This window comes from Variovorax sp. EBFNA2 (assembly GCF_033802765.1).
GTDB classification, from domain to species: Bacteria; Pseudomonadota; Gammaproteobacteria; order Burkholderiales; family Burkholderiaceae_C; genus Variovorax; species Variovorax paradoxus_H.
Map to the genome: position 1 here is coordinate 5,054,284 of NZ_CP138496.1, position 25,759 is coordinate 5,080,042.

Consider the following 25,759-nt stretch of genomic DNA (forward strand, 5'->3'; position numbering starts at 1 on the left):
TCGATCGGTCGGCAAGGCGCAGCGGCGCCGGAGATTCGTTCAGGCTTTTTCCACCACCACGAAGCTGGCGGCGTACTCGGTTTCGTCGGTGACGGTCACGTGCGCCGTCAGGCCCTGCGCCTCGAACCAGTCTTTCAGCTCGCCGTGCAGCACGATCACCGGCTTGCCGCTGCGCAAGTTGGCGATCTCGCACGAGCGCCAGGTCATCGGCATGCGCATGCCCAGGCCGATGGCCTTGCTGAAGGCCTCCTTGGCGGAAAAGCGCGTGGCGAGGTAGCTCAGGCCGCGCTTGGGCCAGCGTGCGGCGCGGGCCTGCCAGACGGCGAACTCGGCGTCGCTCAGCACCTTGCGGGCGAAGCGCTCGCCCTGGCGCTCGAAGGTGGCTGCGATGCGGCGCACGTCGCAGATGTCGGTCCCGATGCCGTAGATCATGCGGCGTCGGCGATGCAGCGCAGGTAGTCGCGCGTGGTGGCGGCGTACCCGAGTTCGAGCGCATCGGCGACGAAGGCATGGCCGATCGACACCTCGTGCACGCCGCGCACCGCGCGCAGAAACGGCGTGAGGTTGTCGCGGCTCAGGTCGTGGCCGGCGTTGACGCCCAGCCCCGTCGCATGGGCGGCCTGCGCCGCGGCCACGTAGCGTGCGAGCACGGCGGCTTCCTGCGGCGTGCCGCGCGAGGCAGCGTAGCCTTCGGTGTAGAGCTCGACGCGGTCGGCGCCCACGGCCTTGACGGCGGCCATCACCTCGGGAATCGGGTCCATGAACAGGCTCACGCGCACGCCCAGTGCCTTGGCTTCGGCGATCAGCGGGCGCAGGCGCTCGGCGTCTTCGGGGAAGCTCCAGCCATGGTCGCTGGTCGACTGGGTTTCGCTGTCGGGCACGAAGGTGGCCTGGTGCGGCTTGAGCTCGCGCACGAAGTCCATCAGGTTGTGGAAGGGGTTGCCTTCGATGTTGAACTCGATGGCCGGCCAGTCGCGCGCCAGCAGTTCGGACAGGTCGCTCACGTCGTGTGCGCGGATGTGGCGCGCGTCGGGACGCGGGTGCACGGTGATGCCGTGGGCGCCCGCGGCCAGGCAGGCCTGGGCGGCGCCCACCACGCTGGGGATGCCGAGGTGGCGCGTGTTGCGCACGAGGGCGACCTTGTTGAGGTTGACCGACAGGGCGGTGGTGGCGCGTGGGAGGGAGGGGGTGCCGGAGGTATCGCTCATGGACGCAATCGCTTTCTTCTCTTCGTTCATGCGCCGCCCGCGCCGGCCCGAAGGTCGTCGGTGGGGGTGACGGCAAGCCAGTGACAGTAGCCGCCGAGCGTCGTCCTGTCGATGTCGCCGGGCGCCATGTGGTCGTAGGCGCCGGCCCGGAAATGATGCTTCGACCAGTACTGGTCGGTGTGCCAGCCGTGGATGTGCAGCACGTCACCGCCCAGGGTCCGGTCGGCGTACGGCAGGTGGTCGAGCAGGCCCAGCGAACAGCGCTGGGGGTAGGTGCGCCGCAGCGCCAGCTCGCCGGCGTACATGGTGAGCACGTTCTTGCACCAGCCGGGCCACTCGCCCTGGAAGTCGCGAAACTCCTCGTCGAGCAGCTTGTGGCAGTAGTCCAGCTGGGCCTGCACGAAGTTGCCCACGAACTCGGTCGGCCCGAGCACCGACGCGCCCACGTTGTGCAGCCCCGAATGCGGAAACCCCCAGCGCGCGCTGCACTCGGATAGCTTGCGGCGCACGTCTTCCTGGTACGCGTAGGCGCCGAAGCCGAAGCACAGGCCGGTCGGCTCGAAGCTGGCCAGCGCCGGCGTGACGAAGGTGTCGCAGTCGGTCTTGAGAATCGCGTCGTAGTTGCGGCACACGGCGAGCACCGCCGGGTCGCACAGGTTCGCGATCGAATTGATGTAGCCGTAGCCCGCCCATTCGGAATGCTGGTCGGCGTAGGGCAGGCCCGGAATCACGACGATGCGGTCGTCGGTGGGCAACTGGGCGATGACGTTCGGGTGGCACACCGCGATCAGCTCGCCGCCGCGCGCGAAAACGCCGGAGACGATCATGCTCCGGTACAGCCAGTGGAACTCGTCGACGATTTCTTTCTTGTCGTCGACATAGACGAGGACACCCAGACGCATGGCTTCGGTTCTCAGGTTGGCGGTTCGATCGATCGTGCGCCGGACTAGAGCGCTTGCAGGTCTCTCATCATTTGCCGCGTGCGCAGCGTGGTCACGCCGCAATGGTAGTTGAGCAAGGTGCGCAGCTGGTTTCGCAGGGCACTGTTGCTGCCGACGCTCATCGTCGCGACCTCGCGCAGGGTGGCGGTGAACGGCGTGCGATCGTCGAGCACGTCTTGCAGCGCCCGCCAGTCGGCGCCGGCCAGCGCAGCCTCGTCCTTGGCCGCCTGCCGCAGGCCGGCTTCGGGCACGAGGCTGTAGCGGGTGCGGGCCGCCAGCGGCTCCAGGGTGAGCGTCTGCACGTCGAGCGAGGGCAGCAGGCCGACCGAACGCAGCAGCAGCAGCTCGAAGGCGCGCAGCGCGGCGGCCTGTGTTGCGGCCTGGGCGCCTGCGTGGTCGCCGGCCAACACCTGCACCACGCCGGCATAGGCGTCGAACAGCGCCTCATGCGCGTCGTCGCGCGCCAGCAGGCGCAGCAGCAGTTCGTTGACGTAGTAGCCCGAGAGCAGCGCCTCGCCGGTCGGCATGACGTGGCCGCCCATCCACTCGGCGCCTTTCAGCGTGCGGATCTCGGCGTCGCCACCGTAGTTGAGCTGCAGCGGCTGTAGCGGCAGCAGCACCGGACGGAAATTGGAACTCGGCCGCTTCGCCCCCTTGGCCACGAGCGCGATGCGCCCGTGGTGGCGGGTGAAGACCTCGAGGATCAGGCTCGACTCGCTCCAGTCGTAGCGATGGAGCACATAGGCCGGTTCATGCGAAACGCGATGAGCGGCGGCCACTTCATTCGTAGCCGAAGGAGCGCACGCGGGCCTCGTCGTCGGCCCAGCCCGAACGCACCTTCACCCACAGTTCGAGGAACACCTTGGCGTCGGCCAGCTTCTCGAGCTCGACGCGGGTTTCCATGCCGATGCGCTTGATGCGCTCGCCCTTGTCGCCGATCACCATGGCCTTGTGGCCGTCGCGCTCGACCACGATGGTGGCGGCAATGCGCAACAGGCGCTTCTGGCCCTTCTTCTGGGGCGGCTCTTCCTCGAACTTGTCGATGATGACGGTCGAGGTATAGGGCAGCTCGTCGCCCGTGAGGCGGAAGAGTTTTTCGCGCACCAGCTCGCCGGCGAGGAATTTCTCGCTGCGGTCGGTGAGTTCGTCCTCGTCGTAGAACCAGGGCTGTTCGGGCAGGTACTTTTCGCAGATGCCGAACAGGCGCTCGACGTCTTTCGCGTTCTTGGCCGACATCGGCACGAACTCGGCGAAGGCGTGCTTGGCCTGCATGGTCTGCAGCCAGGGCGCGATGTCGCCACGGCGGTGCACGTTGTCGAGTTTGTTGGCCAGCAGCACGGTCGGGATGCCCTTGCCGAGCAGCTTGAGCACGCGCTCGTCGGCCGGCGTGAAACTGCCGGCCTCGACCACGAAAAGAATCAGGTCGACGTCGCCGACCGCGCCCTGCACGGTCTTGTTGAGCGACTTGTTCAGCGCGTTGGCATGCAGGGTCTGGAAACCCGGCGTGTCGACGAACACGAACTGCGTGGCGCCCAGCGTGCGCATGCCGGTGATGCGGTGGCGCGTGGTCTGCGCCTTGCGCGAGGTGATGCTGATCTTCTGGCCGACCAGCGCATTGAGCAGCGTCGACTTGCCCACATTGGGCTTGCCGACGATGGCGATCAGGCCGCAGTGCTGCGGCCCGGTGGCAGGCGTGTCGCCTGCGGTGTCTTCGGGTCCCGCTTGGGGATTGGTAACGTCGTTCATTCTGATTTCACGCGGCGCCGCGTGCCTTGAGCCGGATCAACATGGCGGCCGCGGCAGCTTGCTCGCCGGCGCGGCGCGAGCCGCCGATGCCGCGCTCGCGAAGGCCCAGCTCGGGCACCTCGCACTCGACATCGAAGGTCTGCTTGTGCGCTGCACCCAGCGTCGCTGCCACGCGGTACACCGGCAGCTTCATTTTGTGGCCCTGCAGCCATTCCTGCAATTCGGTCTTCGGGTCTTTCGCGGCGGCTTCCATGCGCGGATTGATCTCGACCGCCTCGTAGAGCCGGTGCACCAGCGACTGTGCGGCCGCGAAGCCGGCGTCGAGGTAGACCGCGCCGATCAGCGCTTCGAGCGCATCGGCCAGGATGGAAGGCCGGTTCGGGCCACCCGAGCGGGCCTCCCCTTCGCCCAGGCGCAGCAGCGGCGACAGTGCCAGCCCCAGCGCGAGCCGGTGCAGCGTGTCCTGCTTGACCAGGTTGGCCCGCACGCGCGACAGGTCGCCCTCGGGCAATTCCGAGAGACGGATGTACAGCAGGTGCGAGACGGCCAGGTTCAGCACCGAGTCGCCAAGAAACTCGAGGCGCTCGTTGTGGTCGGCCGAGAAACTACGGTGCGTGAGCGCGAGCTGGAGCAGCCGCGGGTCCGAGAACGTGTACTGAAGGCGCGCCTGCAGCGCGACGAGGCTGCCGTCCACCTTCTTGTTCGACACCGCGGTCAGCGGGACTCGCCCTTGTATTTGAGCGTCAGATAGGCCGGCCCGAACAGGGGAATCTCGCGTTCGTACGCATACCCCACGACGACCTTGTCGCCCACCTTCTTGATCTCGAGGTCGCGGCCGCTGACCGACTTGAAGTCGTCGATGGCCTGGGCGCGGTCGAAGATCGCGCGGATCTCAGGCACCGTGGCGCCTTCCTTGGCCTTGTTGGCGGCCTTGTCGATGGCTTGCCATTCGATCAGCGTCGGAATGACCTGCGCGACCACGACGCCGAGGCAGCCCAGTACCGCCGCGACGAACACCAGGCCAATGAACGAGATACCGCGCTGGCGCGCAGCACTGCCACGGACGGACCGACTGTTGGTTCTCATGCCCTCTTACCCCTCGAACAGTAACGTTGACTGTTGATTAATTATTGAAACGGACCGATGCGACCGAGATCGCCGAAGTTCATCCAGACAAAGAAGGCCCTGCCCACGATGTTCTTGTCCGGTACGAATCCCCAGAAACGGGAATCGGCCGAATTATCGCGGTTGTCGCCCATCATGAAGTAGTTGCCTTCGGGCACCTTGCAGACCACGCCCTCGACCGAGTAGCGGCAGTTCTCGCGGAACGGGAAGTCGCTGGCGCCCGGCACGAAGGCGGGGGCGTTCTCGTCGTTGAGGATCTTGTGCTGCTTGCCGCCGAGGTCTTCGTCGAACTGCTTCAGGATGCGCATCGACTCGCCATCGAGGTAGTCGGCGATCGGGGCCTTGCCCACCGGCTGGCCGTTGATCGTGAGCTTCTTGTTCAGGTAGGCCACCTCGTCGCCCGGGATGCCGACCACGCGCTTGATGTAGTCCATGCTGGGCTTGGGCGGGTAGCGGAACACCACCACGTCGCCACGTGCCAGCGGCGTGCCGTCGGTGAGCTTGGTGTTGATGACCGGCAGGCGCAGGCCGTAGGTGAACTTGTTGACCAGGATCAGGTCGCCGGTCAGCAGCGTGGGCATCATCGAGCCCGAGGGAATCTTGAAGGGCTCGTACAGGAACGAGCGCAGCAGAAACACCACCAGGATCACCGGGAACAGGCCCGCGGTCCAGTCGAGCCACCAGGGCTGCATCAGCAGGCGCTCGCTGGCCTTGGCGTCGGTGGTGTCGACCTGGGTGATGCCCTGCCCCGCCAGCCGCGTGTTGCGTTCGGCAATGGAACTGTCGAGCGCAGCAGCGGCACGTTCGCGCTTCGGCAGGAAGTAGAAGCGCTCGGCCAGCCAGTAGACCCCGGTGACCACCGTGGCCACGAACAGCAGCAGCGCGAAGTTGCCTTCGAGCGCGCCGAAATACCAGGCGCCGACATAGCTGGCGAAAGCCGCGAGAACCAGGGTGGTGAGGTATGCCATGTTCGTGGTGATCAGTCTTCGACTTGCAGAATCGCGAGGAAGGCCTCTTGCGGGACTTCGACGGAGCCGATCTGCTTCATTCTTTTCTTGCCCGCCTTCTGCTTCTCGAGCAGCTTCTTCTTGCGGGAGATGTCGCCGCCGTAGCACTTGGCGAGCACGTTCTTGCGAAGTGCCTTGATTGTCTCACGCGCGATGATCGTGACCCCGATGGCCGCCTGGATCGCCACGTCGTACATCTGGCGCGAAATGATCTCGCGCATCTTCGAGACGACGGCCCGGCCGCGGTACTGCGACTGGCTGCGGTGCACGATGATCGACAGCGCATCGACCTTGTCGCCGTTGAGCAGGATGTCGACCTTCACCACGTCGGAGGCGCGGTACTCCTTGAACTCGTAGTCCATGGAGGCGTAGCCGCGGCTCACCGACTTCAGCTTGTCGAAGAAGTCGAGCACGATCTCGCCGAGCGGCATCTCGTAGGTCAGCATGACCTGGCGGCCGTGATAGGCCATGTTCAGCTGCACGCCGCGCTTCTGGTTGGCCAGCGTCATGACGGAGCCGACGTATTCCTGCGGCATGTACAGGTGCACGGTGACGATGGGCTCGCGAATCTCCGCCATCTTGCCGACGTCGGGCATCTTGGACGGGTTCTCGACCATGATGACTTCGCCGTCGTTGCGCACCACCTGGTAGACCACGCTCGGTGCGGTCGTGATCAGGTCCTGGTCGAACTCGCGCTCCAGTCGCTCCTGCACGATCTCCATGTGCAGCAGGCCGAGGAAGCCGCAGCGGAAGCCGAAGCCCAGCGCCTGGCTCACTTCGGGTTCGTAGCGCAGCGACGAATCATTGAGCTTGAGCTTCTCGAGCGCGTCGCGCAGCGAGTCGTACTCGCTGGCTTCGGTCGGGTACAGGCCGGCAAACACCTGCGGCTGGATTTCCTTGAAGCCGGGCAGCGCCTCGGTGGCCGTGGCGGCCGCACCGCCGGTGCCGGGCCGGATCAGCGTGACCGTGTCGCCGACCTTGGCGGCCTGCAGCTCCTTGATGCCCGCGATGATGTAGCCCACCTCGCCGGCTTCGAGCGACGCACGCGCTTCGTTGGCGGGCGTGAAGACGCCGATGCTGTCGGCGTTGTACATCGCGCCCGACGCCATCATCTTGATGCGCTCGCCCTTGACGAGGCGGCCGTCGACCACGCGCACCAGCATGACCACGCCGACGTAGGCGTCGAACCAGCTGTCGATGATCATCGCGCGCAGCGGGCCGTCGGGATTGCCGCGCGGTGCGGGCATGCGCGCGACGATGGTCTCGAGAATGTCGTCGATGCCGACGCCGGTTTTTGCGGAGCACGGAATCGCGTCGGTCGCGTCGATGCCGATCACGTCTTCGATTTCGGTGCGCGCGTTGTCGAGGTCTGCGTTCGGCAGATCGATCTTGTTGAGCACCGGGATCACTTCGACGCCGAGGTCGAGCGCGGTGTAGCAGTTGGCCACTGTCTGCGCTTCGACGCCTTGCGATGCATCGACGACGAGCAATGCGCCCTCGCACGCCGACAGCGAGCGGCTCACTTCGTACGAGAAGTCGACGTGGCCCGGTGTGTCGATCAGATTGAGGTTGTAGACCTGTCCGTCGCGTGCCTTGTAGTGCAGCGCGGCGGTCTGCGCCTTGATGGTTATCCCACGCTCTTTTTCGATGTCCATCGAGTCGAGCACCTGCGCTTCCATCTCGCGTTCAGCGAGACCGCCGCAACGCTGGATCAAACGGTCTGCGAGTGTCGACTTGCCATGGTCGATGTGCGCAATGATCGAAAAATTTCTGATGTGATTCATCAACGGGAACGCTTAAGTACTTGAATTGGCTCGGGCGCCGAGGGGCGAGGCCAAGAAAAAAGGGCGCGTCTTCTGGAGACGCGCCCTGAACCAACAAGCAATGGCAACTGCAGTAGTTGGAACTTCATTGTAGGCAAAAAGGGAAGCACGTACATCCGGGAACAGGGTCCAAAGGGCTCGTTGCAGGTCCACAACATCAAAGATACTCACAACTTATCAACAGGATCGGTGGAACACTCACTGAACAACTTGTGGGCGATCTGTGGAGCACCGGTGGACGGCTGTCTGACATCTCGCATCGTGAAGGCCTTCGCCCTCTTTATGCGCTGACTGGCTGCCGAGAGCTGTCTATTCTACCGAAATCCATCCTTAGCCCTTTTATAAGTTAGTGAATGCAAACAAATATTGGCGTTTTGGAGGCCTCGGATTTTTTTAGAGGCCGGCGCCGAAGCGTCGTAAACACCTCGAAAAAATGGCCCCAAACCCGACTGCGGGGTGGGGCCACTTGACGCCGACGCCGTATCAGCGTGCGGGTCGGATCAGCGCGTACTGCGCCCAGTCGCCCCGGCGGTAGAGCACGCTCAGCGACTTGGCCTTGTCCGCCTTGGCCACCGCAGCCTCGAATTCGCGGGCATTCGCCACCTCGAGATTGCCCACGGCCAGGATGACGTCGCCCTCGCGCAGGCCGGCCCGTGCCGCCGCGTCGTTGGCAGCGTCGACCTTCACGCCGCCCTTCAGCTTGAGTTCTTTCTTCTGCGCATCGCTGAGGTCGCTGACCGCGAGGCCGAGCGACTTGAGGGCTGCGGATGCGGGCGGCTTCGCAGCCGGCTCGTCGCGGTCGGCGGTGCGCTTGGCGGGCTTGTCCGGCTCGATCTCGGCAATGGTCACGCTCAGGTCGCGCGAGTTGCCGCGGCGGAACACGGTCAGCGTGCTCTTCGTGCCCGGTTTGGTGTTGCCCACGAGACGCGGCAGGTCGCTCGGCTTCTCGATCGCCTTGCCGTCGAACTTGGTGATGACGTCGCCTGGCTCCACGCCAGCCTTCTCGCCCGGCGAACCGGCTTCGACGCCGCGCACCAGCGCGCCCTGCGCCTTGCCCAGGCCGATGGCCTCGGCCACGTCCTTGGTGACCTGGTCGATCTGCACGCCGATGCGGCCGCGCGACACGCGCCCCGAGGAGCGCAGCTGCTCGCTGACGCGGATCGCTTCGTCGATCGGGATCGAGAACGAGATGCCCATGAAGCCGCCCGAGCGCGAATAGATCTGGCTGTTGATGCCCACCACTTCGCCGCGCATGTTGATGAGCGGACCGCCCGAGTTGCCGGGGTTGATGGCCACGTCGGTCTGGATGAACGGCAGGTACTCGCCCGTGTCGCGCTGCTTGGCGCTCACGATGCCGGCCGTGACGGTGTTTTCGAGGCCGAACGGCGAACCGATCGCCATGACCCACTCACCGACGCGCAGCTTCGAGATGTCGCCCACCTTCACCGCAGGCAGGCCCGTGGCTTCGATCTTGACCACGGCCACGTCGGTGCGTTTGTCGGCGCCGATGATCTTGGCCTTGAACTCGCGCTTGTCGGGCAGCGTGACCAGCACCTCGGAGGCGTCTTCCACCACGTGCGCGTTGGTCATCACGTAACCGTCGCCCGTCAGGATGAAGCCCGAGCCCACGCCGCGCGGGCGCTGCTCTTCCTCTTGCTGCGGACGGTTCGGGCGCGGCCCCTGGCGCGGGGTGCCCGGCGCCGGCTGGCCGAAGAAGCGGCGGAAGAACTCCTGCATCTCCTCGTCCATCTCGCCGTTGCCGCCGCCGCGCTGCGCAACCTTCTCGACCGTGCGGATGTTGACCACGGACGGGCCGACCTGGTCGACCAGGTCGGTGAAGTCGGGCAGCGTGCGCGTCTGCGCATGCACCGACTCGACCGGCAGGAAAGTGGCACCGGCCGTCAGTGCCAGCGCAAAGGCCAGCAGACCGGAACGAAGCTTGTGTCCCTCGACTTTGAACATCATCGGTTGTCTTTCCAAAAGAACAGAGCTGCAAATAACGACAGAGGCTATGAGTAGGCTACGTCGGCTTGGTTCAGCATGCGCGCCTGCATGGCGTCAGCCCATCGCCCGTCAGCGCGTGCGCGCGAGGCTCTGGGCAAAGGCATTGAGTGTCTGCTGCGGCACCTCGCCGACCGCGGTCAGCCACCAGTCGCTGGCCGGTGCGGGCAGACGCCGACGGATCGCGTTGGTGGCGCCGATGGTCAGCACGCCGTCACCCGGCGTGCGCGTGGCGTCGTAGCGTTCGATGAAGAGCGAGACCGTCGCGAGGCCGTCGGAGAAGGTCCACTGGACGGTAGTCGCCTCGGGCTTGGGCGGTTTGCCGTCGCCGCTGGGCAGCGCGGGGCGCCGGTAGAAGCTTCGGGGCTTGAATCCGGCCACGGGTGTGCGCAGCATCCAGCCTTCGTCTTGCGCGGTGCTGCGCTCGAGCTCGAGCTTCTCGATGCGGTAGCCGGTCGTGTTGGCCATCATCTGCGCCAGCGCCTGCGCCTTCACGGGCGCATCGAGCTGCAGTTCGGAGAACGCCGACTGCTCGACCACGCGGGTGTCGCTGTCGACGGTCTGGAGCTTCACCACGAGACCGGAGCGCCGTTCGCTCCAGATGCGGTAACCGAAGCGCAGGCCGTCGCGCGGCACGAGCTGCACGACGTCGGCGTCGAAGCCCGCGACGCGGTCCTTGCCGATGGCGCGCACGTCGTAGTAGTCGCCCACCGACGAATCGGGCTTGTCGGGCAGATTGGGGAAGAGGTCGAGGTTCTCGCGCTTCTCGACCTTCACGACCTTCGCCTCGGGCAGGAAGGTCATCACGTTGCGATTGCGCCGGAAGGTCGAGCGCGGCGGGCCCGACAGCGCCTCGATGCGCTCCAGCTGATGGTCGCCGTCGCGCACATGCCAGATGCGCGCGCTCGACAGGTCGCCGCCCGGGGCCGACACCACGAAGGTGCCCACATAACTGCGCTGCCGCGCGCCTGCGTGCATGCGCTGCAGCCACTCGGTCACGCCCATGGCTGGCGGCTCGTCGTTCTGCGCCGAGGGAACACTCTTCGTGTTCGCCGCACCGTAGCGGGTCTGCGCGGCGGCCATCTGCCCCAGGCAGAGAACGGCGAACACGAGCACGAGGGTGCGTGCGGAAATCGGCATGTGAACGGTCATTGCAGGCGGCGACGGGCGCGCAATCAGCGCGTGGGGCCCTCGAAGGTGGCGTTGCGCAGGAAACCGGACGGCATTTGCGATGCACCACCAGCCTGTTGGTGGGCTTCGAGCAACTGGTCAAGGCGCGGATCGCGCAGCATGACCTGCGGGTTGCCGTTGCCGACCAGCACGCGGGTCGGCGTCAGGGCGCCGTTGCCGGGCAACGCGTTGGCACCGGCAGCGGCCGCCAGCACCGAATTCGCCACGGGCGGCTGCACCGCGGCCAGTTGGGCACCGCCGTTCGGCACCGCGGCACCGTTACCGACCAGCGTCCAGCTGATGGCCGCCACGGCCATCAGCGACGCGGCGCCCGCCACCAACTTCCAGCGGAACACCGGCTCATTGGCTGCCTCGGCGCGTTGCCGCATGGGCATCGCGGCCGGCACGGCGGCGAGCGGTGCAACGGCCACAGGAGGAGCGATCACGACCGGCTCTTCGGCAAGCCGCTGCTGAAAACGCGCCAGGAAGGCCGACGTGTCGCTGCAGCGCGCATGCGCCGACGAGCGCAGCACATCGCCCACCACGTGGTACGCGTGCCAGGCGTCGCGCGAGTCGTCTTCAGCGCAGACGGATTCGATCGCACGCGCGAACGCTTCGCCCTGCAAATGGCCGTCCGCGAGTGCGGACACCTGTTCCCGAACCGTCATCGTCTGATTCATGTCATTCACCTGCTGATCTACCAACGCTTGCCGGACTGGTTGTCCAGCAGCGGCTTGACCCTGGCCGAAATGGCCTCGCGCGCCCGGAAAATACGCGAACGCACCGTGCCGATCGGACAATCCATGACCTCGGCAATCTCTTCGTAACTCATCCCCTCGATCTCGCGCAGCGTGACGGCCTGGCGCAACTCGGTGGGGAGCGCTTCCATGGCAGCCTCGACGGCGCTGGCGATTTCATTCGCCGCCATGACCGATTCGGGGGTTTCATCGGTGGTTGGTTCGTTTCCGGGGCGGTAAGTTTCATCTTCGTCGTCCGAGGACGAACGCAGTGCGCTTTCGGAGACGGTGGGGTCGCGCTTCATGTCCACCAGCGCCTTCTTGGCGGTGTTCACCGCGATCCGGTACAGCCAGGTGTAGAACTGCGCCTCGCCGCGGAACTGGTGCAGCGCGCGGTAGGCGCGAATGAAGGTCTCCTGGGCAATGTCCTCGACCAGGTCGACGTCGCGCACCATGCGCCCGATCAGGCGTTCGATGCGTCGCTGGTACTTGATGACCAGCAATTCGAACGCCTTCTGGTCGCCCGCGACGGTGCGCTGGACCAGCTGGAAGTCGACCTCACCCGGGCGCGGCGCCTCGGCTGCCCCATCGGGCAGCACGGACTCCGGGGGCACGGGCGGCAAGGAAGTGGTCATCGAAACGGGTCAGGGCGCATCGGCCGGAGCGGTCGCGCGCCAGGGGTCGCCGGCCGGTTCAGCCGCTGGGGGCCGCGCGTAGACCGCACGGCGCACGTCGCGCCAGCGCTCGGGCATGGCCCGTTGCTCGAGCCAGACCCAGCGTGCCGCACGACCGGGTTCAGCCAGGCGGATCAGCAGCAGCGACTGAAAATCGAGCGCCACGATGGCGCGTGCAGCAAGCACGCCGCGCGAGGGATCGGCACCGGTCAGCGACCAGTGCAATCCGTCGAAGTGCAGCGTGGCTGCACCGTCCCGCCGCAGGCCGAAGCCCGCAGCGACACCAGAAAAGACGACGCTGAGCAGCAGCAGCAACTGGCGCCAGCCATTGCTATCGAACAGATAGCAGGCCGCGCCCGCGCAGCAGACGCCCAGGGTCCAAAGGGCGAGAAGAATCCGGGTTGCGCCGCGGGTGCGCCCCACCGGATAGGTCACCGACGGTGCGCTGTGCATGGGAGAGCGACGCTCAAGCGCGCTTGAACACCAGCGTACCGTTGGTACCGCCGAAGCCGAAGTTGTTCTTGACCGCGACATCGATCTTCAGATCGCGCGCCTCGTTGGCGCAGTAGTCGAGATCGCACTCCGGATCCTGGTTGAAGATGTTGATGGTCGGCGGGCTCTTCTGGTGATGCAGAGCCAGCACCGTGAACACCGATTCGATGCCGCCCGCGCCGCCCAACAAGTGGCCGGTCATGGACTTGGTCGAATTGACGACGAGCTTCTTCGCGTGATCGCCGAAGGCGAGCTTGACCGCGTTGGTCTCGTTGAGGTCACCGATCAGCGTCGAGGTGCCGTGCGCGTTCAGGTACTGGACCTCGTCGGCATTGACACCTGCGTTGGCCAGCGCCATCGCCATCGAACGGCGGGGGCCGTCGACGTCGGGCGCGGTCATGTGGTACGCGTCGCCGGTCATGCCGAAGCCAGAGACTTCGGCGTAGATCTTGGCGCCGCGCGCCTTGGCGTGTTCGTACTCTTCGAGCACCAGCACGCCAGAACCCTCGCCCAGCACGAAGCCGTCGCGGTCCTTGTCCCACGGGCGCGAGGCCGTGGCGGGATCGTCGTTGCGCGTGCTCAGCGCGCGAGGGGCGGTAAAGCCGCCGATGCCGAGCGGAGAGATGGTCGATTCGGCACCGCCCGCGATCATGACGTCGGCATCGCCGTACTCGATCATGCGCGCCGATGTGCCAATGGCATGCAGGCCGGTGGTGCAGGCAGTGACCACAGCGATGTTCGGGCCCTTGAAGCCGTACTTGATCGACACGTGGCCCGAGATCATGTTGATGATCGACGCCGGCACGAAGAACGGCGAAATGCGGCGCGGGCCGCGGCTCGCGTATTCACCGTGCGTCTCTTCGATCATCGGCAGACCGCCGATGCCCGAACCGATGTTGCAGCCGATGCGCACTGCCTTTTCATAGGACAGCGCGTCGCCGGTCGGCAGTCCGCTGTCCTGCACCGCCTGGATGGCGGCGGCAAGTCCCAGATGAATGAAGCGGTCCATGTGACGCGCTTCTTTCTCCGAGATGTATTGGGTGATGTCGAAACCCTTGACCTCACCGGCGAACTTGCAGGCGAAGGCGCTTGCATCGAACGCGGTGATGTTCGCAATGCCCGACTTCCCGGCCAACAGGTTGGTCCAGGATTCGGTTGCGGTGTTTCCGACAGGAGCGATGCAACCGAGCCCGGTCACGACGACGCGGCGTTTGGTCATGCCGGCAAACCTTTCTGGAAGCGCTGGACAGCTGCCGATCGGCGCGGGCGGTTGAAAAAAGAGCCGCCGGCCGTCGTTGCAGTGTCAGCTGGCCGATCAGGCCTTTTGATTCTTGGTGGCGTAGTCGACGGCGTTCTGCACCGTCGTGATCTTCTCTGCGTCTTCGTCCGGGATCTCGATGCCGAACTCGTCTTCGAGTGCCATCACGAGTTCGACCGTGTCGAGCGAGTCAGCGCCGAGGTCGGCCACGAAAGCCTTTTCGTTCGTCACTTGGGACTCTTCCACGCCGAGCTGCTCGGCGATGATTTTCTTGACACGTGCTTCGATATCGCTCATTTGATTCCCTCTAAGGGTTGTAGGTAACTGGTGGATTTTAGCCGGGCGGCCCGTGGCATTTGCCCCGAGCTCCGGTACGGAAAAAGATTGCGCCTTTCGGCTACATGTGCATGCCGCCGTTGACGTGCAGTTCCTGCCCCGTCACGTACGACGCCTGCGGCGATGCAAGGTAAGCCACTGCATGCGCGATGTCAGCCGGCTTGCCCAGGTGGCCCAGCGGGATCTGCGAGAGCAGCGCCTGTTGCTGGGCTTCCGGCAGGCTGGCCGTCATGTCGGTCTCGATGAAGCCCGGCGCGACACAGTTGACCGTGATGTTGCGGCTGCCGAGCTCGCGGGCCAGCGCGCGGGTCATACCCGAAACACCCGCCTTGGCGGCCGCGTAGTTGGCCTGCCCGGCATTGCCGGACGCGCCCACCACGCTCGTGATGCTGATGATGCGGCCATAGCGCTGCTTCATCATCGGGCGGATCACCGCGCGCGAGAGACGGAACACAGCCTTGAGGTTGGTGTCGAGCACCGCATCCCAGTCGTCGTCCTTCATGCGCATGGCGAGCGTGTCGCGCGTGATGCCGGCGTTGTTGACCAGCACGTGGATCGCGCCGTAGGCCTGGACGATCTCGTCGATCAGGGCTTCGACGGCCGCGCCGTCGTTCACGTCGAGCGCGCGGCCGCGGCCGTCGAACGCGCTCAGCGCCTGCGTGATCTTGGCGGCGCCGTCGTCGGTGGTTCCGGTGCCCACGACCTTGAGGCCGCGCTGCGCCAGTTCCAGCGCAATGGCTGCACCGATGCCGCGCGTTGCGCCGGTGACCAGGGCGACCTGGCCTTCGAATTTGGGAGTGCTCATAAAAGAGAAAGAGTATCGGGGGCCTGGCGGCGTTCAGCCGGCGAGCGATTGTCGGACGTCCGCGAGAGTGGCCGGGTCGTACACCGACGCGGCGTCCAGTTCAGGGGCAATGCGCTTCACCATGCCGGCCAGCACCTTGCCGGGACCGCACTCGATGATGGAGGCTACGCCGCGCAGTTTCAAGGCCTGAACACTTTCGACCCAGCGCACCGGACCGGCGGCCTGGCGCACCAGGGCATCGCGGATGCGATCGAGGTCGGTCTCGACGGCCACGTCGATGTTGTTGAGCACCGGGATCTGCGGTGCGGCCAGCGCCACGCTCGCGAGCTTCTCGCGCAGGGCTTCAGCCGCTGGCTTCATCAGGCTTGAGTGGAACGGCGCCGACACCGGCAGCGGCAACGCACGCTTGGCGCCATTGGCCTTCAGCAGCTCGCAGGCCTTGTCGACCGCGGCCTTGCTGCCGGCGATCACGGTCTGCATCGGATCGTTGAAATTCACGGCCTCGACCACCTCGGCGCTGCCCGGCCCGAAAGTGGCGGTGGCCTCCGCGCAGCCGGCGATGACCTTGTCCGACGCCATGCCGAGGATCGCCGCCATCGCGCCGACGCCGACCGGCACGGCCTGTTGCATGGCTTGCGCACGGAAACGCACCAGCGGCGCCGCCTGTGCGAGCGTCAGCACGCCCGACGCCACCAGCGCCGAATACTCGCCCAGCGAATGACCAGCCACGACGGACGGCGCCTGGCCGCCCTCGACCAGCCAGGCGCGCCAGGCGGCCACACCGGCCACCAGCATCACGGGCTGCGTGTTGGTGGTGAGCGCCAGCTCTTCCTTCGGGCCATTCTTGATCAGTACACCGATGTCTTCGCCCAGCGCTTCGGAGGCTTCGCGCAGGGTCTCGGCCACGGCCGGGTGATCGCCCCAGGCGTCGAGCATGCCGACCGCCTGCGAGCCTTGACCCGGAAAGACAAAAGCAAAGGATTTCATTGTTGTTTCTTCGTCACCGCGCCGACGCCCGCTCCGGGGCGCCGCGACGCACTACAGATTCAATAGCACCGCGCCCCAGGTGAAGCCACCGCCCACGCCTTCCAGCATGAGGGTTTCACCCTTCTTCACCTTGCCGGAGCGCACAGCTTCGTCGAGCGCCAGCGGAATCGAGGCGGCCGAGGTGTTGCCGTGCTCATGCACCGTGACGACCAACTTCTCGCGCGGCAGCTTCAGCTTCTTGGCCGTGCCTTCCATGATGCGGATGTTGGCCTGGTGCGGGATCAGCCAATCGATGTCAGCCGCGGTCTTGCCTGCCTTGGTGAGCGTGGCGCGCGCGGCCTCTTCGAGCACGCGGACCGCCAGCTTGAAGACGGCCTGACCGTCCATGTGCAGCAGCGGCGTGCCGAGCACGTTGCCGCCCGACACATGGCCCGGCACGCACAGGATGCCGACGTGCTTGCCGTCCGCATGCAGGTCGCTGGCCAGGATGCCGGGCTCGTCGGAGGCCTCAAGCACCACCGCGCCCGCGCCGTCGCCGAACAGCACGCAGGTGGTGCGGTCGTTGAAGTCGAGGATGCGGGAGAACACTTCGGCGCCGATCACCAGCGCACAGCGCGCGGTGCCCGTGCGGATCATCGCGTCGGCCACCGTCAGTGCGTAGACGAAACCGCTGCAGACCGCCTGCACATCGAAAGCCGGGCAGCCGGCGATGCCGAGCTTGTGCTGAAGGATCGCGGCCGACGACGGGAACACCATGTCCGGCGTCGAGGTCGCGACGATGATCAGGTCGACGTCGCTTGCCTTGCGGCCGGCGGCTTCCAGCGCGTGCTTCGCGGCTTCGAGGCCGAGGTCGCTGCTGCTGACATCGGGCGCGGCGAAGTGGCGCGCGTGAATGCCGGTGCGCTCGACGATCCACTGATCGGAAGTTTCGATGCCGCGTGTCGCCAGATCCTTGGCAAGGTCGTCATTGGTGACGCGGCGGGGGGGCAGGTAGCTGCCGGTGCCGGTAATGCGCGAAAAAGGGGTCATCAAGCGTGAAGGGCTCTCGCGTCGGCCGGCACCGCCGACTCCTGCCGCGCGAGCAATGGCGCGGCGTGGGCGATGCGGGCCCGCACACGATCGAGCAGGTTGTTGCGAGCGGCATCATAAGCGCGATCCAACGCATGGCCGAAAGCCACTTCGTCGGCCGAGCCATGGCTCTTGAACACCAGCCCGCGCAGGCCCAAAAGAGCCGCACCGTTGTAGCGACGGTGATCCAGGCGACCTTTGAACGCTTTTAGGACCGGATAAGCGACAACTGCGACCAGTTTGGTGAAGATATTCCGCGAGAATTCGACGCGAATGAACTCGCCGATCATCGAAGCGACGCCTTCGCTGGCCTTTAACGCCACGTTGCCGACAAATCCATCGCACACGACGATGTCGGTCGTGCCCTTGAAAATGTCGTTGCCTTCCACGTTGCCGTAGAAGTTCAAATCCTTGGAGTTGGCCGCCGTACGCAGCAGTTGACTCGCCTTTTTGATGGTTTCGCTGCCCTTGATGGCTTCTTCGCCAATGTTGAGCAGCCCCACCGAAGGCGACTCATTGCCAGTCAGCGCCGAAACGAGCGCCGAACCCAGCACGGCGAACTGCAGCAGATCTTCTGCGTCGCAATCAACGTTCGCACCGAGATCGAGCACAGTGGTCGCCCCGCCCTTCACATTCGGCAGTTGGGGCGCAATGGCGGGACGGTCGATGCCATCGAGCGTCTTGAGCAGATAGCGCGCGATCGCCATTAATGCACCCGTGTTGCCAGCAGATATGGCCGCTTGCGCGGTGCCATCCTTGACTTGCTGGATCGCAACACGCATCGAAGAGTCTTTCTTCTTGCGCAGGGCGATTTCGATGGGATCGTCCATGCCGACCACTTCGCTGGCCGGCACGATGCGGGCGCGCGGATGGTCGGCAAACCCCGCCAGCGCGGCCGGCGCGCCGACGAGCAGCAACGAGGCTTCGCTGTGCCGCTCAAGAAACGCGCGGCAGGCCGCGAGCGTGACACGCGGCCCATGGTCACCCCCCATGCAATCCACGGCGAGCGTGATTGCGGCGGGCGCAGCAGTGAGTTCGGGAGAAAAAGGCGCAGCCATCAAAACAAAGGCCCGACGCTACAGCAAAAGTAGCTTCGGGCCTTGGCCTTGGGATTCGAGATCAGGCTTCGGACTTGTTCTTGAGCACCTGACGGCCACGGTAGAAACCGTTGGGGCTGATGTGGTGGCGCAGGTGCGTTTCGCCGGTGGTCGGCTCCACGGCGATGCCGGGAACAACCAGAGCGTTGTGTGAACGGTGCATGCCGCGCTTGGAAGGCGACTTTTTGTTTTGCTGGACGGCCATGATGGCTCCTGGACGGTTAGGTGGGTGACTGGATGCGGGCTCAAGCGGTGGCAATGAGGCGAAAGCTCCGGCGGCATGCATGGAATGCCACGTTCTGCCTTTGCCTTGTTTGCATTGCTGCTCACGGCGGCGCGCGCGAAGCCCATGATTATAGCCCAGCCGCAGAGAAAGGGCTACTTGCCCTCTTCCGGCTTGCGCGGACGCAACGCCCCGAGCACGGCAAAGGGGTTCGGCTTGGCCTCTTCGGCCGCCTGAAAATCGTCGTCGCTCGAGGACAGGCGAACCGGCGTAGGGCACTCGTCGTGCACCGGCATGGTGGGGATTTCCATCAGCAGTTCGTCCTCGATGAGCTCGCGCAGATCGAAATCGCGGCTGATCACCAGCAGGTCTTCGTCGGAGTCTTCATCTTCCGCCTCGGCCGTGGCTTCGTCGGCCACGAAACGGAACCAGCGGTCCACGAACAGGTCGGTATCGACGGGGGACAGGCAGCGCTGGCACACCAGCGGCACCGTGGTTTCGACGTCCAGGTGCAGCCAGGACGTCGCCTTGCCGTCGGCACCGGGGCGCTCCTCGCCGGTCGCTTCCCAACGGACCACGACGTCGGTGGCCGGCGTTGCCAGTTCGGCGACGAGGCGCGCAAAGCCCGGGACCGGGTCGTCGCCTTCCAGCGTGGCGGCCGCCGCGGTGAACGCGGGCACATTGAGCCTTTCGGGGGCAAATTCTCTCTTCATCCGTCCCAGTCTAGCGCGCCGGCCGGCTTCCGAGGTGAGCAACCCAGCGGACGGGTCGGGTCCGGTCGCTCACGCACAATCGCTGCATGCAACGCACCGTGATCCTTGCCTCGACCTCGCGCTACCGCCGCGAACTGCTCACCCGCCTCCATCTGCCCTTCGACGTGCACGCGCCCGACGTCGACGAAACTCCGCACGCAAACGAAACGCCCCGTGCGCTGGCCGAGCGTCTGGCGCTGGAAAAGGCCAATGCCGTGGCCGCGCGCTTTCCCGACGCGGTCGTGATCGGCTCCGACCAAGTCGCCGACCTGGCGGGCGAAGCGCTCGGCAAGCCCGGCGACCACGCGCGGGCCACCACCCAATTGCGCCGAATGCGCGGCCAGACGCTGATCTTCCAGACCGCCGTGGCCGTCGTCTGCCATGCCACGGGCTTCGTCCAGCGTGATATCGCCCCCGTGCGCGTGGTGTTCCGCGACCTCTCGGACGCCGCCATCGAGCGCTATCTATTAGCGGAGCAGCCCTACGACTGCGCCGGCAGCGCCAAGAGCGAAGGCTTCGGCATCGCGCTGCTCGACGCCATCGACAGCGACGACCCGACCGCGCTGGTCGGCCTGCCCCTGATCCGCACCTGCCGGATGCTGCGCGCCGCGGGGGTCGACCTGCTGTGACCACCCCAGGCAAGCTCTATCTCGTCCCCGCGCCGCTCGATTTCGGCTGCGATCTCCAGGCACCGTTGCAGGACGCCCTGCCGCTGGGCACGCTGCAGACGGCCGCCGGCATCACGCACTGGATCTGCGAAAACGCCAAGTCGGCGCGCGCCTACCTGAAGCGCATCGATGCGGTCGCCCCGCTGGCCGCGCCGCTGCAGGCGCAGAACATCCAGGAGCTGCCGCGCGAAGTGCACAAGAAAGGCGACCACGCGGGCCAGTTCGACGCCCGCCCGCTGCTGGCCGCCGCGCTCGAAGGCCACGACATCGGCCTGTTGAGCGAAGCCGGCATGCCCGCCGTGGCGGATCCCGGCTCGTCGGTGGCGCGCGCCGCACACGACCTGGGCATCACCGTCGTGCCGCTCATCGGCCCGGTGTCGCTGCTGCTGGCGCTCGCCGCGAGTGGCCTGAACGGACAGAACTTCGCCTTCGTCGGGTACCTGCCGCAGGACGGCGGCGAGCGCCAGGCGCGCATCCGCGAACTGGAGGCGCTCGCGCTCAAGACCGGCCAGACCCAGCTTTTCATCGAAACGCCGTACCGCAACGCCGCCCTGCTGCAGGCGCTGGTGCAGACGCTGCAGCACAACACCCGCCTCGCCGTCGCGCGCGGCCTCACGCTGGCGACCGCGCAGGTGCGCAGCGAGACGGTGAAAGCCTGGCGCGCCGCCAAGCCGCAGGCCACGACCGACGAGCGCCTGCCCGCCGTGTTCGCGATCGGGCGCTGACGGTGGGGCCGGGCGTCACGGCCGGTACGCGCTGGGCGTCGCGCGCCCAGTTCTTCGCGTCGGGCTTCATCTTTGCGACTTGGGGCGTGCACGTACCGACGGTCAAGGCGCACTACGCCATCGACGAGGCGCAACTCGGGCTCGCCATGCTCGCGGCAGGCGCCGGCGCGATGGTCGGCCTGACCAGCGCCGGGCGCTGGATCGGCCGCCACGGCCCGCGCCGCATGGCCGCGCTCTGCGGCTGCATCTACGCATTGCTGATCGCCGGCCTCATCGCGATGCCGGGCTACGCCGCGCTGCTGGGCCTGCTGGCGGTGTTCGGCCTCGTCACCAGCGTGTTCGACGTGGCGATCAACGCCGAGGCCGCGCAGCTCGAGTTGCGCGGCAATCAACCGCTGATGAGCGGCATGCACGGCATGTTCAGCCTCGGCGGCATGGTCGGTGCCGCGAGCGGCAGCGCGGCGCTGGCCGCCGGCATGGCCCCGCAGACGCACCTGTGGACCGTGACCGTGGCGATGATCGGCGTGGTCGCGATCGCGTCGACACGCATGCTGCCCACCCCAAGCGCACCTGCTGATGGTGCGGCCACGGCAGACCACGGCTTTCGCCTGCCGCGCGGGGTACTCGCGGTGCTCGGCGTGCTGGCCGCGCTGGGGCTGATCGCCGAAGGCGCCATCTACGACTGGAGCGTGCTCTACATGCACCAGGAACTGGGCAGCCCGCAGCAGCAGGCCGCGCTGGCCTATGCGAGCTTTTCCGCCGCGATGGCGGCCGCGCGTTTCGGTGGCGACGCAATGCGCGCGCGCTTTTCGCCGACCGCCCTGCTGCGCGGCAGCGGACTACTCGCAGCGGCGGCCATGACGCTGGTGCTGCTGACCGATCTGCCATGGCTCGCATTGCTGGGCTTTGCGGGGGTCGGCGTCGGTTTTGCGAACGTGGTGCCGATCCTGTTCGGGGCCTCGGCCCGCGTGCCGGGCGTGGCGCCCGCTAACGGCATTGCGGCTGTGTCGGCCATCGCCTATCTGGGATTCATGGCGGGGCCCGCGGTGATCGGCCTGCTGGCGCGGGTCAGCTCGCTGACCGCCGCGCTCTATGTGGTGGTGGCCTTTGCCGCCGCGCTGGCGGCCTCGGCCAAGTTCACCGGCAGCGGCGACGACACCGCCGCCTGAAGCAAAGCCGCGTTCAGCGCAGCGTCGGCGAGGTCTTCAGCGCGCTCACCGAGGCCGCGCCCATGGCGGCGCCGAACTTCTTGGCCAGCTTCTCGGCCACGTTGTCGCGGCGCGTGTAGTCGATGACTTCCTCGGCCTTGATCACCTCGCGTGCCACGAAGTCGACATTGCCCAGCTGGTCGGCCAGACCGAACTCGACGGCCTGCTCGCCGCTCCAGAACAAGCCGCTGAACAGCCCCGGGGTGTCGAGCTTGAGGCGGTCGCCGCGGCCCGTCTTCACCACGTTGATGAACTGCGTGTGGATCTGGTTGAGCATCGACTGGGCATGCGCGCGCTGCGCGTCGTTCATCGGGCTGAACGGATCGAGGAAGCCCTTGTTCTCGCCGGCCGTCAGCAGCCGCCGCTCGACGCCGACCTTTTCCATCACGCCGGTGAAGCCGAAGCCGTCCATCAGCACGCCGATGCTGCCGACGATGCTGGCCTTGTCGACAAAAATCTTGTCGGCGGCGGCGGCGATGTAATACGCCGCCGATGCGCAGGTTTCTTCGACCACTGCATAGACCGGCTTCTTGTGCTTGGCCTTCAGGCGTCGGATCTCGTCGTTGATGATGCCGGCCTGCACCGGGCTGCCGCCGGGCGAGTTGATCAGCAGCACCACGCCCTTGGCGCCCTCGTCTTCGAAGGCCGTTTTCATGGCGGCGATCACGAACTCGGCGCTGGCGTCGCCGCCGTTGGCGATCTCGCCCTTGATCTCGACGACGGCCGTGTGAGCCGTGGTCTTGGCGGTGCTGGGCGTGCTGCGCGACAGCGCGAACCAGGCCAGGAACACGAAAAAGGCCAGCCAGCCCAGGCGCACGAAGGTCTTCCAGCGGCGCGTGGCCTTCTGCTCGTTCAGGGAGGCAAAAGCGAGTTTCTCGAGGGTGGCGCGCTCCCACCCGGGGCGCTGCGTGGGATCTTGGGCCATGGTGCGGGAACTGTCTTGGGATGTCGTGAGGGGGACGGCCGGCTCCAGCGGTTCGAAACCTTGTGGTTCCCTGCGGTTCGGATCGGTCATGTCAGAAGGAAAGAGGTTGAAGGTTCCAGTCAGTATGCCAGTGCACCACGCCGTCTTCTTCGCTCAGCGCGATCTTCACGAGCCCGCCGCGGCACGGCCCGCCCGCGCATTCGCCGGTGTCGGGCTTGTAGACGGCGCCATGGGTGGCGCACAGCAGCCACTGGCCGCTGTCGTCGAAGAAGCGGTCGGGCTGGAAGTCCATCTCCATCGCCACGTGGCTGCAACGGTTCAGGTACGCATGCGGCAGGCCCTCGAAGCGCACCGCGAAGGCGCGGCAGGTTTCGCCGCCGTGGACCACGTCGAAGGGCACGGCGTTGCCGCCCTCGACCAGGTCCGAGGCATTGCACAGCGGGATGCGCTGGTCGCTCATGCTGTGCCCCTCAGGCGTTGTCGAGCAGCCAGGCCTGCAGCTCGGCGATCGATTGCGCCACGTACAGCGGCTTGAATTCGTCGAAGGTCGACGATGCGTGCGCGCCGAAGCCCACGCCCACGCTGGCACAGCCGGCGTTCTGTGCCAGCTGCAGGTCGTGCGTGGTGTCGCCGATCATCAGCGTGCGCTCGGCCGGCACCTCGAGCTCTTCCATGAGTTCGAGCAGCATGCGCGGATGCGGCTTGCCGAAGGTTTCGTCGGCGGTGCGCGAGGCGTCGAAGCGGTCGCGCAGCGCCACAGTCTTCAAGGCTTCGTTGAGACCGCGGCGCGACTTGCCCGTGGCCACGGCCAGCTTGTGGCCGCGCGCGCGCAGCGCATCGAGCATCGAAAGCACGCCGTCGAACAGCACGAGGTCGTCCTGGTGCTGCAGGAAGTGGTAGCGGTAACGGGCGCCGAGTTCGGGGTATTTTTCTTTCGGCACATCGGGCGCCGCGCGCGCGAGCGCCTCGGCCAGGCCCAGGCCGATCACCCAGGCGGCATCGTCCTCGCTGGGCTTGGCGCCGCCGACATCGACCACGGCCGCCTGGATGCAGCGCACGATCAGGCGGGTGGAGTCGTAGAGCGTGCCGTCCCAGTCGAAGGCGATCAGGTCGAAGCGCGGGGGACGTGCAGGGCGAGCGGAAGAATCAGTCATGGGCCGTGGGGGTGGGGTGTTGCGCCATCGCCTCGAGCGCCGCGCGCGACATCAGCGCATGCAGCTCGGGCGGCAGTCCGGCCTGCAGCGCGATGCGCTCGCCGCTGGCCGGGTGGTTGAATTGCAGCCGCCACGCATGCAGGAACATGCGCTTGAGGCCGAGTTTGTGCAAGGCGCGCTGCCGATCGGACTCGCCGTATTTGTCGTCGCCCGCGATCGGATGCCCGGCCGATGCCAGGTGCACGCGGATCTGGTGGGTGCGCCCGGTCTTGATGGTCACCGCCAGCAGTGACAGCGGCGTGGCGTCGCCCGGCAGGCTGAGGCGGGCCAGCACGCGCACCAGCGTGATGGCGCGCATCGCGTCGGGGTGGTCCTTGGCGACCACGCGCACGCGGCGTTCGCCGGCACCGGCGCCTGAGCCGTCGGGCAGCAGGTACTTGGCCAGCGGCGCGTCGAGCACCTTCTTGTTGGCGGGCCAGTCGCCTTCGACCAGCGCCAGGTAGGTCTTGCCGGTTTCGCGCTCGCGGAACTGGTCCTGCAGTGCCACCAGCGCGCTGCGCTTCTTGGCGACCAGCAGGATGCCGGAGGTTTCGCGGTCGAGCCGGTGCACCAGTTCGAGAAACTTGGCACCCGGACGCGCCGTGCGCAGTTGCTCGATCACGCCGAAGCTCACGCCGCTGCCGCCGTGCACCGCGACACCGGCGGGCTTGTCGATGGCCAGCACGGCCTCGTCTTCGAGCAGCACCGGAAATTCGCGCGCCGGCGCGGGCGGCGTGGCGCCCTCTTCGGCGCGCGGCGAGATTCGCACCGGCGGAATCCGGACCTGGTCGCCGTCTTCGATGCGGGTGTCGGCCTGGACGCGGCCCTTGTTGATGCGCACCTCGCCCGACCGGATGATCCGGTAGACATGCGTCTTCGGCACGCCTTTCAGATGGCGAAACAGGAAATTGTCGAGCCGCTGCCCTGCGGATTCGGCGTCGACGGTCAGGAAGTGGATTGCCGCGTGCGGCGTGCCGGCGTCGGCGCCCGCGGGTCGATCCGCGGGATTTGGAGCCCCCGTGGGGCTTTTCTTCGCACCTATAATGTTTTTCACCAGCGCGGTCGTGTAAGTGCTTGATTAGACAGAAGTTTAGAGCACTGACGACCATGCTGTGAGGTCGATGCCGCTTTGGCGTCCAGCCCGCAAACCCCGCGCAATCGCGCAAAGTGGCAGGCCAGGCACCCAAGTCAAGCCGACACCCACGAAACACCGATACGGAATACCCAGCCTGCAGCTTCCAAGCTGCAGGCGGATCGAAGCGAGTCCCTTGTTGTGTTGATGCTGCTGATTCAAATATGCCTGCGCTGGTCGACCTGGTTTCGACCAGTCGCCTCAGGCATTGAATTGCCCGCAGTGCGCGCCACCCTTGCGCAACCGGCTGTCAAAAAGACAGCCACCCAACACCGAATCTGGCTCGCGCCCATCCACGCGCCCCCACCCCGGCTGTCTTCTTGAGCTGACGCTCGAGAGGCCTGCTCGCGCCTGGCGCGGCAGTCACAGCATCCGGGGCCAAGCGGCAATTCCCTGGTTTCGCGGGCGTCGTCCGTGCATCGTTGGCTCGTCATGAGCCGGTAAACGATACATATAAG

29 protein-coding genes are annotated in these 25,759 nt (G+C 66.4%); 3 read left to right on the forward strand and 26 right to left on the reverse strand.

Annotation, left to right across the window (positions count from 1 at the left end):
* Nucleotides 1–39 precede the first annotated feature (39 nt).
* From acpS to RZE79_RS23885, 22 genes are all read right to left on the reverse strand, one after another.
* Nucleotides 40–432: a holo-ACP synthase gene (gene acpS / locus RZE79_RS23780; protein WP_319357102.1), complete on the reverse strand. Its 393-nt coding sequence runs from the start codon at nt 430–432 to the stop codon at nt 40–42.
* Nucleotides 429–1,208, reverse strand: coding sequence for a pyridoxine 5'-phosphate synthase (locus tag RZE79_RS23785; RefSeq protein ID WP_319357103.1), 780 nt, complete (start codon nt 1,206–1,208; stop codon nt 429–431). The genes acpS and RZE79_RS23785 overlap by 4 nt, the downstream gene beginning before the upstream one ends.
* 26 nt (nt 1,209–1,234) lie before the next feature.
* On the reverse strand, nt 1,235–2,110 hold the full coding sequence (locus RZE79_RS23790; RefSeq protein WP_319357104.1) for a hypothetical protein: 876 nt from the start codon (nt 2,108–2,110) through the stop codon (nt 1,235–1,237).
* Nucleotides 2,111–2,154: 44 nt separating this feature from the next.
* On the reverse strand, nt 2,155–2,928 hold the full coding sequence (gene recO, locus RZE79_RS23795) for a DNA repair protein RecO (protein ID WP_319357105.1): 774 nt from the start codon (nt 2,926–2,928) through the stop codon (nt 2,155–2,157).
* Nucleotide 2,929: 1 nt separating this feature from the next.
* Nucleotides 2,930–3,895: a GTPase Era gene (gene era, locus RZE79_RS23800; protein WP_319357106.1), complete on the reverse strand. Its 966-nt coding sequence runs from the start codon at nt 3,893–3,895 to the stop codon at nt 2,930–2,932.
* 7 nt (nt 3,896–3,902) lie between these two features.
* Entirely contained in the window at nt 3,903–4,589 is a 687-nt protein-coding gene (gene rnc, locus RZE79_RS23805) for a ribonuclease III (RefSeq protein ID WP_153285968.1), read from the reverse strand.
* Nucleotides 4,590–4,609: 20 nt separating this feature from the next.
* Nucleotides 4,610–4,981 carry a DUF4845 domain-containing protein gene (locus tag RZE79_RS23810; RefSeq protein WP_319357107.1) on the reverse strand — a complete coding sequence of 124 codons (372 nt, stop codon included), beginning with the start codon at nt 4,979–4,981 and terminating at the stop codon, nt 4,610–4,612.
* Nucleotides 4,982–5,022: 41 nt separating this feature from the next.
* A complete protein-coding gene (gene lepB / locus RZE79_RS23815) occupies nt 5,023–5,988 on the reverse strand; it encodes a signal peptidase I (protein ID WP_153282472.1) in 966 nt (321 codons plus the stop codon).
* A gap of 11 nt (nt 5,989–5,999) precedes the next feature.
* Nucleotides 6,000–7,811 carry a translation elongation factor 4 gene (lepA, locus tag RZE79_RS23820; protein ID WP_153282471.1) on the reverse strand — a complete coding sequence of 604 codons (1,812 nt, stop codon included), beginning with the start codon at nt 7,809–7,811 and terminating at the stop codon, nt 6,000–6,002.
* 522 nt (nt 7,812–8,333) lie between these two features.
* Nucleotides 8,334–9,815, reverse strand: a complete 1,482-nt coding sequence (locus RZE79_RS23825) for a DegQ family serine endoprotease (protein WP_319357108.1) — start codon at nt 9,813–9,815, stop codon at nt 8,334–8,336.
* A 108-nt stretch (nt 9,816–9,923) separates the two neighbouring features.
* A complete protein-coding gene (locus tag RZE79_RS23830; RefSeq protein ID WP_373696501.1) occupies nt 9,924–11,003 on the reverse strand; it encodes a MucB/RseB C-terminal domain-containing protein in 1,080 nt (359 codons plus the stop codon).
* 23 nt (nt 11,004–11,026) lie between these two features.
* Nucleotides 11,027–11,701 (reverse strand): sigma-E factor negative regulatory protein, encoded by a 675-nt coding sequence (locus RZE79_RS23835; RefSeq protein ID WP_319357110.1) that lies wholly within the window; start codon nt 11,699–11,701, stop codon nt 11,027–11,029.
* 17 nt (nt 11,702–11,718) lie between these two features.
* The gene (gene rpoE, locus RZE79_RS23840) at nt 11,719–12,393 is read right to left on the reverse strand and encodes an RNA polymerase sigma factor RpoE (RefSeq protein ID WP_225616939.1); all 675 of its coding nucleotides are present in this window, start codon (nt 12,391–12,393) and stop codon (nt 11,719–11,721) included.
* 9 nt (nt 12,394–12,402) lie between these two features.
* Nucleotides 12,403–12,885: a hypothetical protein gene (locus RZE79_RS23845; RefSeq protein ID WP_319357111.1), complete on the reverse strand. Its 483-nt coding sequence runs from the start codon at nt 12,883–12,885 to the stop codon at nt 12,403–12,405.
* 13 nt (nt 12,886–12,898) lie between these two features.
* Nucleotides 12,899–14,143, reverse strand: a complete 1,245-nt coding sequence (gene fabF / locus RZE79_RS23850) for a beta-ketoacyl-ACP synthase II (protein ID WP_056572097.1) — start codon at nt 14,141–14,143, stop codon at nt 12,899–12,901.
* 96 nt (nt 14,144–14,239) lie between these two features.
* On the reverse strand, nt 14,240–14,479 hold the full coding sequence (gene acpP, locus RZE79_RS23855; protein WP_007830471.1) for an acyl carrier protein: 240 nt from the start codon (nt 14,477–14,479) through the stop codon (nt 14,240–14,242).
* Between the two features lie 100 nt (nt 14,480–14,579).
* Complete coding sequence (fabG, locus tag RZE79_RS23860; protein WP_062475549.1) at nt 14,580–15,323, reverse strand: 3-oxoacyl-ACP reductase FabG; 744 nt, start codon at nt 15,321–15,323, stop codon at nt 14,580–14,582.
* A 33-nt stretch (nt 15,324–15,356) separates the two neighbouring features.
* Nucleotides 15,357–16,310, reverse strand: a complete 954-nt coding sequence (fabD, locus tag RZE79_RS23865; RefSeq protein ID WP_319357112.1) for an ACP S-malonyltransferase — start codon at nt 16,308–16,310, stop codon at nt 15,357–15,359.
* A gap of 51 nt (nt 16,311–16,361) precedes the next feature.
* Nucleotides 16,362–17,339 (reverse strand): beta-ketoacyl-ACP synthase III, encoded by a 978-nt coding sequence (locus tag RZE79_RS23870; RefSeq protein WP_319361268.1) that lies wholly within the window; start codon nt 17,337–17,339, stop codon nt 16,362–16,364.
* Entirely contained in the window at nt 17,339–18,436 is a 1,098-nt protein-coding gene (plsX, locus tag RZE79_RS23875) for a phosphate acyltransferase PlsX (protein ID WP_373696502.1), read from the reverse strand. Before plsX ends, RZE79_RS23870 begins: the two co-directional genes overlap by 1 nt.
* Nucleotides 18,437–18,497: 61 nt before the next feature.
* Nucleotides 18,498–18,680, reverse strand: a complete 183-nt coding sequence (rpmF, locus tag RZE79_RS23880) for a 50S ribosomal protein L32 (RefSeq protein WP_007830466.1) — start codon at nt 18,678–18,680, stop codon at nt 18,498–18,500.
* 173 nt (nt 18,681–18,853) lie between these two features.
* Nucleotides 18,854–19,411: a DUF177 domain-containing protein gene (locus RZE79_RS23885; RefSeq protein ID WP_153282461.1), complete on the reverse strand. Its 558-nt coding sequence runs from the start codon at nt 19,409–19,411 to the stop codon at nt 18,854–18,856.
* 86 nt (nt 19,412–19,497) lie between these two features.
* Between RZE79_RS23885 and RZE79_RS23890 the strand changes: the two genes are divergently transcribed.
* From RZE79_RS23890 to RZE79_RS23900, 3 genes are read left to right on the forward strand one after another with little or no spacing between them, the layout of a single operon-like run.
* On the forward strand, nt 19,498–20,079 hold the full coding sequence (locus tag RZE79_RS23890) for a Maf family nucleotide pyrophosphatase (RefSeq protein ID WP_319357113.1): 582 nt from the start codon (nt 19,498–19,500) through the stop codon (nt 20,077–20,079).
* Complete coding sequence (locus tag RZE79_RS23895; RefSeq protein ID WP_319357114.1) at nt 20,076–20,843, forward strand: SAM-dependent methyltransferase; 768 nt, start codon at nt 20,076–20,078, stop codon at nt 20,841–20,843. The genes RZE79_RS23890 and RZE79_RS23895 overlap by 4 nt, the downstream gene beginning before the upstream one ends.
* A 2-nt stretch (nt 20,844–20,845) precedes the next feature.
* On the forward strand, nt 20,846–22,012 hold the full coding sequence (locus tag RZE79_RS23900) for an MFS transporter (protein WP_319357115.1): 1,167 nt from the start codon (nt 20,846–20,848) through the stop codon (nt 22,010–22,012).
* Between the two features lie 13 nt (nt 22,013–22,025).
* Here the strand turns inward: RZE79_RS23900 and RZE79_RS23905 are convergent, their stop codons facing one another.
* The 4 genes from RZE79_RS23905 to RZE79_RS23920 are packed head-to-tail and all read right to left on the reverse strand — an operon-like array spanning nt 22,026 to nt 25,223.
* Nucleotides 22,026–23,066: a S49 family peptidase gene (locus RZE79_RS23905; protein WP_319357116.1), complete on the reverse strand. Its 1,041-nt coding sequence runs from the start codon at nt 23,064–23,066 to the stop codon at nt 22,026–22,028.
* 1 nt (nt 23,067) lies between these two features.
* Entirely contained in the window at nt 23,068–23,436 is a 369-nt protein-coding gene (locus RZE79_RS23910; RefSeq protein ID WP_062475569.1) for a Rieske 2Fe-2S domain-containing protein, read from the reverse strand.
* Between the two features lie 10 nt (nt 23,437–23,446).
* Nucleotides 23,447–24,130: an HAD-IA family hydrolase gene (locus RZE79_RS23915; RefSeq protein WP_319357117.1), complete on the reverse strand. Its 684-nt coding sequence runs from the start codon at nt 24,128–24,130 to the stop codon at nt 23,447–23,449.
* Nucleotides 24,123–25,223: an RluA family pseudouridine synthase gene (locus tag RZE79_RS23920; RefSeq protein WP_319357118.1), complete on the reverse strand. Its 1,101-nt coding sequence runs from the start codon at nt 25,221–25,223 to the stop codon at nt 24,123–24,125. Before RZE79_RS23920 ends, RZE79_RS23915 begins: the two co-directional genes overlap by 8 nt.
* Between the last annotated feature and the right edge of the window lie 536 nt (nt 25,224–25,759).